Genomic DNA, 9,940 nt, shown 5'->3' with positions numbered 1-9,940 from the left:
GCTGACCCAGCGGCTTTCCGGAGGGCCGTCCTCCTGGCCGGGCCATCCGAACAATCCGACCAGCGCCGATATCCTGGCCCAGGGCGAGAAATCGGGACCGCCCGCCCCGCCGCGGGGTCCGGGCAAGGGCCGCGGTACCGGCGGGTCCGGTGACGACGACGGTCGTTTCGCCGGGGCCCGTACCTGGCTGCGCGACTCCGCGAACGCCCGGCGCGTCCTGCTGGTCGCCGCGATCGTGTTCGGCGTCGCTCTCGTGGGCTATATCGCCGACCTCGTGATGACCTCGGGCAAGATCCCGCGCGGCGTCGAGGTGGCCGGGGTGGCGATCGGCGGAATGGACAAAGACGCCGCCCGGGCGAAGCTGCAGGAAACACTCGACCCGCGGTCCGGCGCAGTGGTCCCGGTGAAGATCGCCGATGTGCAGACCGAGTTGGTGCCCGCCGCGGCCGGTCTGGGCGTGGACTGGGAGGCGACCTGGGAGCGGGTGGGCGGTCAGCCGCTCAACCCGGCGTCGCGGCTGCTGTCCTTCGTGGCCACCCGCAAGGTCACGGTGGCCAGCTCGGTCGACGAGGCGGCGCTGGACCGCACCTTCGAGGAACTGAAGGTGCACGACCAGCCGCCGGTCGAGGGCGGTATCCATTTCGAGGGCACCCGGCCGGTCGAAGTGAACCCCGTTTCGGGCCGGGTCCTGGACATCGCCGCCGCCCGCACGGTCCTCACCGAGCAGTGGGCGACGGCGAGCACCCTGGATCTGCCGGTCGCCGTGGCGCCGCCCGCCGTCCGTCAGGACGCGATCGACGCGGCCATGCACCAGATCGCCGAGCCCGCGGTGAGCGCGCCGGTGTCCTACACCGGTAAAGGGGACGCCACCGCCGGTCTGAGCCCCGAGCAGATCGCCACCATCGTCGGTTTCGTACCGGACGGGCACGGCGGGCTGCGGGTCGAGTTCGACCACAAGGTGGCCACCGACCTGCTCGCCCCGCAGCTGGCATCCACCGAGGTCGAACCCAAGGACGCGACCTTCACCTTCTCCGGCGCGCCCACCGTCGTCCCCGCCGTGGTCGGCGACAAGATCAACTGGCCCAAGACGCTGGAGCAGCTCCCGGCGATGCTCGCCGCGACCGGTGCGCCGCGCACCACCCCGGCGATCTACGAGCGGATCGAACCCAAGCTCACCACGCAGGCCGCCGAGGCGCTCGGTATCAACGAAACGATGGGCGAGTTCACCACCAGTGGTTTCACCGGCCCATCCGGGGTGAACATCCGCACGGTCGCGCAGGAGGTCGACGGTGCGGTCGTCAAACCGGGCGACACCTTCTCGCTCAACACCCATACCGGTCCGCGTACCGCCGCCGAAGGCTATGTGGAATCCGGGATCATCGACCACGGCCGCCCGAGCAAGGCGGTCGGCGGCGGGATCAGCCAGTTCGCCACCACCCTCTACAACGCGGCCTACTTCGCGGGCCTGGAGGATGCCGGCCACACCGAACACAGCTACTACATCTCCCGCTACCCGGCGGCCCGGGAAGCGACCGTATTCGACGGCGCCATCGACCTGCAGTTCCGCAACAACACCCCGCACGGCATCTACATCCAGGCCTTCGCCGACAGCTCCGAGGTGACCGTTCGCATCTGGGGTACCAAAACGGTGAACGTGGAATCGATCACCGGTGACAGGACCAAGCCGACGGAACCGGAAACCATCACCCTGCCCGAGGGCGACGACTGCATCGCCTCCACCGGTGCTCCCGGGTTCACCATCTCCGACACCCGGGTGATCACCGATATCAACACCGGCGCGGAGATCTCCCGCCACACCCGGACCGTGAAATACGACCCGGTGCCGGAGGTCAAATGCGAGTCGCCGGACAAGGAGAAGCCGGAGGAATCCACCGGCGAGCCGAGCGGCGGCAGCCAGCCCAGCGGCACCGCTCCCAACAGCCGGCCGAGCAGCCGCCCCGGATCTCGCTGAGAAAAGACGGTGCCCGCCCCGGCGACCGGGGCGGGCACTGTCGTATACGCGGGTGTTACAGCGGCGTGCGCATCAAGAGCACGTTGTACTGGCGATGCACGGTGAGCAGGAAGTACAGGTCGCTGCCGGTCTGGTACGGGAAGATCATCGGCGCGTAGGCCGTCGGCAGGGCGGCCGCTTCCAGCAGCACCCGGGGTGCGCTCCACGGACCCTCCGGGGCGTCCGCGGTGCGCAGCACCACCGAGTTGTACGGATCGGTCGTCAGCATCACGAATTTGCGCAGATGGTCGTTCCACTGCACCGACAGCTCGGCCACCCCGTCCACGACCGGCGCGGCCGCCTTGGCATCGCCGAGTTTCCAGGCGTGCCCGTCCCAGTACTCGTAGGCGTCGATATTCGCGATCTCGGCCTCACGGACCCGGGATATGTACCCGGGATGGTTCCGGCCCGCCGGAGTGCCGTACCGGTAGACGAATCCGTCGTCCTTCACGAAGGCGTTCTGCTGGAACCGCTCATGCCCGTCCACATTCGCCCGGCGCGTGGTCGGCAGCTGGGCCCAGGTCCGTCCGCCGTCGCCGGACGCGGCGAGGGTGGCGAAGTTGGTGGTCCACAGGCCGTGGTCGCCCCACTCCTTCACCGACATCATGCTCAGATACTGCACACCGCCCACCGAGATACCGGCGGTCGGGATCAAACTGATCTCGATACCCGGGATCTTCGGGCTGGGCAGCGGATTCGGGACCGCGCCGTCGAAAACGATGCCGTGGGCCGGATCCTTGGTGTGGCTGAAGAACAGGGCATTGCTGGTCCACGCCCACACACTGCCGGCCAGCAGATTGGGCACCCCGAGACCCGCGGAATCGCCGAACGCGGTCAACAGCGTGCCCGCCCCGTCGTCCCACATCACCCCCAGATCGGTGCCCAGCACATTTACCTGCTGAGTTCTGTTGGGGCTGTCCATACCCGTCACCTGGTAGACGGCCTGGGTATCACCGGGCAGCGTCGGCAGACCACGGGGCTCGCCGTTGATACCCGGGATCGGATTCACATCGTTCGGGTCGGCGATCGCCGGACCTGCCAGCACAAGAGCGGCGACGACACCGGCGACTCCGGTACGCACCAGCACGGACAGCGGGCGGGGGGTCATTTCGATGTCCTCCTGCTGGGCGGCACGGCGGTTCTGCGGGCCAATCTTGCCACGTTCATCGTCGTGCCGGGGTCCGGTCGCCGGCACGCGGAAAGCCGGTATCTGTTCGCTGCCCGGGGCCGGGCTCCGCAGCCGTTGGTCAGCGACCCGGGGAATCGATCACCTCTGCCCGTAGCGACGCGGTCCGAAGCCGGAACTGCGCCGGCCCCGAAGGGTTCACCAGTATGTCCGTGTGGGCGGGCACGATCTCGGGCAGTTTGCTTCCCAGCACCGGCCACCAGTGGGTCGCAGAGCTGCGGGCCTTGTGCACTTCGGCGGTCACCACGATCGCGCAGTCCACACCGTCGGGTGAGCCGGCCGTCAGCGGGCGATTCCTCTCGTCGCAACCTATGTACACGACCGTGTTGCGGAACACCGTGATGAAGTCCTCGTCCACGGCAGAGCCCGCGGCGAACGATCGCAGGAGCGAGTCGATCGGGTCGGTGGGAACCTCGGTGCCGGACGGGACGTACCGAGGGTTCGGCTGAAACGGGCCGAGACGGTCCTGCGACTCGATCTTCCAACCCCCGACCATGACATCCGGGGGCGGCTCGGAATCCGGTGTCTCCGCCTGCCAGGCCGGATCCAGGAGCACGTACCAGTCGTCGCGCCGGACCGCGCCCGGCACCGGCTCCTCCATACGAATGTTCCTCTCGCTCGTGGCCGGTTCTCATTCTCCTGCCGATGCCCGCGGGTACGGGAAACTACGGTAGGGAGGTGAGTCGTCCTTCCGCTCGACCACGAGCCAGGACATACCGTTCTCGCCCGTGACCGGGTTCACCAGCCCTGTCCAGGCGTGAAAGTCCCGTTCGACGCCGGCTTCGTTGTGTAGGTACTCTGCTGTCGACTCGGCCGCTGTGGAGCCCTCCGGCGCAGTCTTGCACGAGATGGAGACCACCGGCATCCCCGGGTTCTCTGCCAGAGCGCGCCGGAAATGTGGATTGCCCTCCAGCACCCTGCCGAAATTGGCGCCGTCCACACGCACGACAGTACGGCCGCCGGGGTCCCCCAGGTCGGCCGCCACGGCGAAGCTGGTCGGATTACCGTGGGCATCGATGTACACCGGCGCGTGGCCGAGGCGCTGGACGTCGGCTCCCCAGGGTGCGGGTTCCGGGCGGAAGGACCAATCCGGCGTGATGGTGGGGGCCGGTTCGTTCGGGCTGGGCAGCTTGTCTGTCGGGACCGGGACATAGGCCACGTCGCTGGTCCGTGTCGGTTGTTGGGACCAGCTGGTGATCAGCCCCTCGTCCTGGGGTTTCGTCGGGAAGGACACCCCGAAGATGTCCCCGTTCCCGTCCTGGATCGGGATGCTGTGCACCTGGTTCGGGCGAAATCTCACCGCCGCTGAGTCAGGGCCGATACCTTCCACGAATCCGTCGCCGCCGGGCCCGCCCGGTGCGCCTGCTTCGCCGAGTCTGCGAGCGCCCGCGATCTGGGCGCCGGTGAGCGATTCCGCTGCCGACTCCGATACCTTCGCGAACTGCTCGAGATTGTGGTGAGCGGTCTCGCCGATGTTCCTGCCTGCCGCTCCCATCCGGGTGCACACATGCTCGACCGCCGTCGTAATCGATTGGTAGGAACCACCGCCGGCGGGCACCTGATAAGAGTCGCAGTCTGTCGGCGCGGCGAGCTATGGGCTATTGCCACCTGCGGGAGTAGGTCGTCGGATCGGAGGACACGGCGCCGGCGTCGACGATGATCTGCGCCGAACGCCTTTCGCGCGAGTGCTTTCCGCGGATCCGTGCCCCTGGAATGCCGCGAGCGGCCCGGATATGATCCGGGCCGCTCGAGTCGATGAAGGCAGCGTCAGAAGGCGGCTTCGTCCAACTCCATGATGTCGTTGTCGAGGTTCGACAGGACAGCGCGGGTGGCGGACAGCTCCGGCAGGATGTTGCGGGCGAAGAACTGGGCCACGGCGACCTTGCCCTGGTAGAAGTTCTTGTCCGCACCTTCGGCACCCGCGTCGAGGGCCGCGCCCGCGACCTCGGCGTGGCGCAGCAGCTGCCAGCCGATGAGCAGGTCGCCGACCGAGAGCAGGAAGCGGACCGAGCCGAGGCCTACCTTGTACAACTCGTCGGACTGCTCCTGGGCGCCCATCAGGTGACCGGTGAGGGTGGCGGCCATGGCCTGAACGTCCTCGAGCGCGGTCGCGAGCAGTTTCCGCTCTCCCTTGAGGCGGCCGTTGCCCGCCTCGGCGTCGATGAACTTCTGGATCTGGCCGGCGACGTGCGCCAGAGCCACTCCGCGATCGCGCGCGATCTTGCGGAAGAAGAAGTCCTGGGCCTGGATGGCGGTGGTGCCCTCGTACAGCGAGTCGATCTTGGCGTCGCGGATGTACTGCTCGATCGGGTAGTCCTGCAGGAACCCGGAACCGCCCAGGGTCTGCAGCGATTCGGTCAGGTACTGATAGGCGCGCTCGGACCCGACGCCCTTGACGATCGGCAGCAGCAGGTCGTTGACGCGGGCGGCGGTGTCGGCGTCCGCGCCGGAGACGGCGGCCGCGACATCGGCGTCTTGGTGGGCGGCGGTGTACAGGTACACCGCGCGCAGGCCTTCGGCGTAGGCCTTCTGGGTGGCCAGGCTGCGGCGCACATCCGGGTGGTGGGTGATGGTGACGCGCGGCGCGGTCTTGTCGGTCATCTGGGTGAGGTCGGCGCCCTGGACGCGCTGCTTGGCGTAGTCCAGTGCGTTCAGGTAACCGGTCGACAAGGTCGCGATCGCCTTGGTGCCGACCATCATTCGCGCGTGCTCGATGACCTCGAACATCTGCGCGATGCCCTGGTGGACCTCGCCCACGAGCCAGCCCTTGGCCGGGATGCCGTGGCCGCCGAAGGTGACCTCACAGGTGGCCGAGACCTTCAGGCCCATCTTGTGCTCGACATTGGTGACGAAGACGCCGTTGCGCTCGCCCAGTTCGCCGGTCTCGTGGTCGAAGTGGAACTTCGGTACGAAGAACAGCGACAGCCCCTTGGTGCCCGGGCCGGCGCCTTCGGGGCGGGCCAGCACCAGATGCATGATGTTCGGGAACAGGTCGTCGGAGTCGGCCGAGGTGATGAAGCGCTTCACACCCTCGATATGCCAGGAGCCGTCCTCCTGCTGCACCGCCTTGGTGCGGCCGGCGCCGACATCGGAGCCGGCGTCGGGCTCGGTGAGCACCATGGTGGCGCCCCAGCCCTGCTCGACGGCGATCTTGGCCCACTTCTTCTGCTCTTCGGTGGCGTTGTTGTAGAAGATGTTGGCGAAGCCGGGGCCGGCGGCGTACATGAAGGCCGCGGGCTGCGCGCCCAGTACAAGTTCGGCGATGGCCCAGTAGGCGGCGCGGGGGAAGTCGATACCGCCGAGCTCGGGATCGACGGCGTAGGAGTCCCAGCCGCCTTCCTGCAGGGTGCGGTAGCTCTTCTTGAACGATTCGGGAAGGGAGACGGTATGGGTCTCGGGGTCGAAGACCGGCGGGTTGCGGTCGGCATCGGCGAAGGATTCGCCCAGCGGTCCCTCGGCCAGGCGACGCACCTCGTTCAGCATCTCCTTGACGGTGTCGGCGTCGAGATCGCCGTAGGCGCCGGAGTCCAGGATGCTGCCCAGGCCGAGTACCTCGAAGAGGTTGAACTCCAGGTCGCGGACGTTGCTCTTGTAATGACCCATTGTGATACTCACTCTCCGTTGAGTCGGGTGCGGTCGGTGTTCATCCCGTTCCCGCCCGTCGGTTGCCGTCGGGTAGCTGTCGCATAACGGCAGGCTACTCGCGGGTAACTTATTCATTATATTACCGGCGAGTAAGGCGGTCGGCAACGGAGTCACGCCGCATTGTGATGCGCGGAACAGGTGCGAAGCCCGGACCAGCGGTTTCGGTCCGGTCTCGGTGGGCGGCGTCCCGGGCTCCCCGGAGATAACGACCTGGTCGGCGCACCTCCCCGCGCGCGGTGCGCGGCTTGCGGCCGGGCTTCGCCCGTTAGGGTGTGGCGTGCGGATCGAGACGGACTCAGGGCCCGCGGAGGCCGAGATCGACTATCCGGCCGTCCCGGCGTTTCTGCTGGTCTTCACCCATGGCGCGGGCGGCGGTGTGGACTCCGCGGACATCACGGCGGTGCGCGATACCGCGCTGGCCGCCGGTGGGGTGGTGGCCCGGGTGCTTCAGCCGTACCGGGTGGCCGGGCGCCGCGCACCCGGCAAACCCGAGCCCCAGGACCGGGCCTGGGTGGAACTGATCGCCGCGCTGCGCGCACAGCTCGGGCCGGATCTTCCGCTGGTACAGGGTGGGCGCAGCAACGGCGCCCGGGTGGCGTGCCGGACCGCGGTGGAGGTGGGCGCGCGCGGGGTGGTCGCCGTATCGTTTCCGCTGCATCCGCCCGGAAAGCCGGAGAAGTCCCGCCGCGACGAGCTGCTGGCCGCCGGCGATACCGAGGTGGTGGTGATCAACGGCGGAAGCGACCCGTTCGGGATCCCGGATGCCGCCGATGCCGCCGAGGTGCGGGTGATACCGGGCCAGCCGCATTCCTTCCGGAAGGGTTTCGACACCCTCGCCGAAACCCTGGTGCCGTGGTTCCGGCGATGGAGTTCCTGACGCCGCGGCCGGCCGCGGACGCCGGGTAACCGGCTCGACGTGCGGAACCGCGGCCGTCCGCGCTGCCGACGGCACTGTGACCGGATCCGGCTGCCCGTGGGCACCGACCGGGCGGCACGCCCGATCGTCCCGATCCGCAGGACGGGAAATGGCGCAGCCGCGGCGGCGCCGGGGCCCGGTTACTGCCCGGGCAGGGGTTTCCGTGCCACGACCAGGGCGTCGATGGCGTCCCCGCCCTCGGTCGGGCGCAGCACCTCCCCCGCCGTGTCGATATCGAGTCCGGAATCGGTACCGAGATCCGCCACGACATCCTCCGGCGTGAACAGGATCGCCGGATCCTGGGGTCCCCCGTATCCCCGGGCCGGGTTCTCGCTGTGGTGACCGAGCACCAGCAGCATCCCGCCGGGCGCCAGCGCGGCGGCGGCCTGCCGGAGCAGTCGCCGGCGGTCGGACGCCGGAAGATGCAGGAACACCAGCAGGATCAGTTCCCAAGGGCCGGCGAGATCGAGGGCGGGATCGGTGAGGTCGGCGCACTGCCAGGTGATCCGCTCCCGGATCGACCGGGCGAGGCGGGTCGCCACGGTGCGGCCCTTGTCGATGCCGACCTGTGAGAAGTCGATGCCGTGCACCCGCCAGCCGTGCGTGGCCAGCCACAATGCATTGCGGCCCTCGCCGCAGGCCAGGTCGAGTGCGCGGGGCAGTTCCGGTATCTCCCCGTCCGGGCCGGGCAGGCGTGGTACGCGCCGGTCCAGACCGTGTACGAACTCCACCACCGTGTTGTTCGGGGGCGCGCCCCACACCAGTTCGCTCTGTACATAGCGCGCATCCCATTCGGCCGCCTTCATACGGCCAAGTGTATGGAGGCGGCCGCGGGGATCGGGCCGGTCAGGCCGCGCCCGTTTCGGGTAGCCAGTGCACCGGCGCGGTTTCGCGGATGTGGATCAGTGCGTCGAAGGCGTCGCGCAGTGACTCCACCCGGAAACGGGCTTCCTCGTCGCGGGCCGGGTCGTACACGCCGCTGATCACCCGCAATCGGGCGGGCGCGGCGGCCCAGGACCGGACCGCCGCGGGCGCGTCGCTGCCGAGGTCGACGAACCAGGCGGGCAGGTCCACGGCTGCGAGGGTGGCGTCGAGTAGGTCGGGCAGCGGATCGGGCGCCTGTGCCACGCCGAGGTCGCCATGGTGGAAACCGATCGCCACCGACCGATAGGCCGCGCCGAAATGCCCGCGCAGCTGGGCGCCCTCGGTGCGCATCGGCGGCGCGGTTCCGGCGCCGGCACTCGGCGCGGTCGCCGCGGTGTGTGCCGTCCCGTCCCAGTACACGATCCGGGCGCCGGTCCGCGTGTGATGCTCGATCAAGGTCCGGGCCGGCTCCGGGTCGCCGCCGCCGAAGCCGCCCCGGCCGGCCACACTGCGCTCGTGGAACTCCACGATCGAGCGCAGCAGTTCGAGCGCGGTGGTGAATTCGGCCGCCGCGTCGGTATCGACCGGGCGGGGCAGCGATTCCACCAGGGCGAACGCGGCGCGGGCGTCTTCGGCGAACGGGCGTCCGGGGTGGATGCCCCGGTGGCGTTGTACGTGCTCGTCGATCCGGTGCGCGGTGCGTATCGGCGCCAGATGTGCTTCCAGTTCCGCCAGCCGGTCGGGCGCCCAGCGGCGCACCCGGGCGAGTACTTCGTCGTAGTCGGCCGGTTCGGCCGCCGGTGGCTGTACGCCGAGAACGCCGACCGGGTCGTCGGGGTGCGCCAGGTTGTAGGCGCGGATCCATTCGAGGGTGGCGACGGTTTCGCTCGTACGCAGCGGCCGCCACGCACCGGCGAGCACCTGCCGGGCATCGCCCGCACCGGTGCGGACGTAGGCGTCGAGCCGCGCCCCGGACCGGGCATTGTCCTGGAGGGCAAGGGTCCGGAAACCGTGCTCGGTGACCAGCGCCCGGAAGATCCGGTCCCGGACGCCGTAGGTCTGCCGGGAGAACCGGGTGGATTCGCCGATTCCGACCACGGTGGCGGTGGCCAGGCGGTCGATCAATTTCCGCAGTTCCGGCCCGGTGTCGGCGGCATCGGTGCCGAATATGGGCTGCGCCGCGCTGCGCAGCCACTCGTGCACCGCTTCGGGGACGACGGTCGGGTTCGAGGTGGTCACGAGGTGCTCCTGAGGTCTCGGTGGAGTGTCGCGAACCAGCCTCGTACCTCAACTATTGTTAAGGTCAAGCTCGATACCC

At 69.0% G+C, this 9,940-nt stretch carries 8 protein-coding genes; 2 read left to right on the top strand and 6 right to left on the bottom strand.

Annotated elements, in window-relative coordinates; all coding sequences use genetic code 11:
* Positions 1 to 1,972: VanW family protein (locus ON38_RS24150; protein WP_306306695.1), on the top strand; the 1,972-nt coding region annotated here is incomplete at its 5' end.
* A gap of 55 nt (positions 1,973 to 2,027) precedes the next feature.
* Here the strand turns inward: ON38_RS24150 and ON38_RS24145 are convergent.
* From ON38_RS24145 to ON38_RS24130, 4 genes are all read right to left on the bottom strand, one after another.
* Positions 2,028 to 3,119 carry a glycoside hydrolase family 183 protein gene (locus ON38_RS24145; protein ID WP_039827242.1) on the bottom strand — a complete coding sequence of 364 codons (1,092 nt, stop codon included), beginning with the start codon at positions 3,117 to 3,119 and terminating at the stop codon, positions 2,028 to 2,030.
* Positions 3,120 to 3,258: 139 nt separating this feature from the next.
* On the bottom strand, positions 3,259 to 3,798 hold the full coding sequence (locus ON38_RS24140; RefSeq protein ID WP_039827224.1) for a type VII secretion system-associated protein: 540 nt from the start codon (positions 3,796 to 3,798) through the stop codon (positions 3,259 to 3,261).
* Positions 3,799 to 3,828: 30 nt separating this feature from the next.
* Positions 3,829 to 4,755, bottom strand: a complete 927-nt coding sequence (locus tag ON38_RS24135; protein ID WP_157181875.1) for a hypothetical protein — start codon at positions 4,753 to 4,755, stop codon at positions 3,829 to 3,831.
* A gap of 209 nt (positions 4,756 to 4,964) precedes the next feature.
* The gene (locus ON38_RS24130; RefSeq protein WP_039827222.1) at positions 4,965 to 6,800 is read right to left on the bottom strand and encodes an acyl-CoA dehydrogenase; all 1,836 of its coding nucleotides are present in this window, start codon (positions 6,798 to 6,800) and stop codon (positions 4,965 to 4,967) included.
* Between the two features lie 319 nt (positions 6,801 to 7,119).
* Here ON38_RS24130 and ON38_RS24125 point away from each other — a divergent pair, with 319 nt between their 5' ends.
* Positions 7,120 to 7,719: an alpha/beta hydrolase family protein gene (locus ON38_RS24125; RefSeq protein WP_039827221.1), complete on the top strand. Its 600-nt coding sequence runs from the start codon at positions 7,120 to 7,122 to the stop codon at positions 7,717 to 7,719.
* Positions 7,720 to 7,898: 179 nt separating this feature from the next.
* Here the strand turns inward: ON38_RS24125 and ON38_RS24120 are convergent, their stop codons facing one another.
* Both ON38_RS24120 and ON38_RS24115 read right to left on the bottom strand, forming a co-directional pair.
* Positions 7,899 to 8,564: a class I SAM-dependent methyltransferase gene (locus tag ON38_RS24120; protein ID WP_039827220.1), complete on the bottom strand. Its 666-nt coding sequence runs from the start codon at positions 8,562 to 8,564 to the stop codon at positions 7,899 to 7,901.
* Positions 8,565 to 8,604: 40 nt separating this feature from the next.
* On the bottom strand, positions 8,605 to 9,861 hold the full coding sequence (locus ON38_RS24115; RefSeq protein ID WP_039827219.1) for an erythromycin esterase family protein: 1,257 nt from the start codon (positions 9,859 to 9,861) through the stop codon (positions 8,605 to 8,607).
* Between the last annotated feature and the right edge of the window lie 79 nt (positions 9,862 to 9,940).

The organism is Nocardia testacea NBRC 100365 (assembly GCF_000308775.1).
Lineage (GTDB): Bacteria > Actinomycetota > Actinomycetes > Mycobacteriales > Mycobacteriaceae > Nocardia > Nocardia testacea.
The sequence above is the reverse complement of the archived record's forward strand: the minus strand, read 5'-3'. Positions and strand labels throughout refer to the sequence as shown.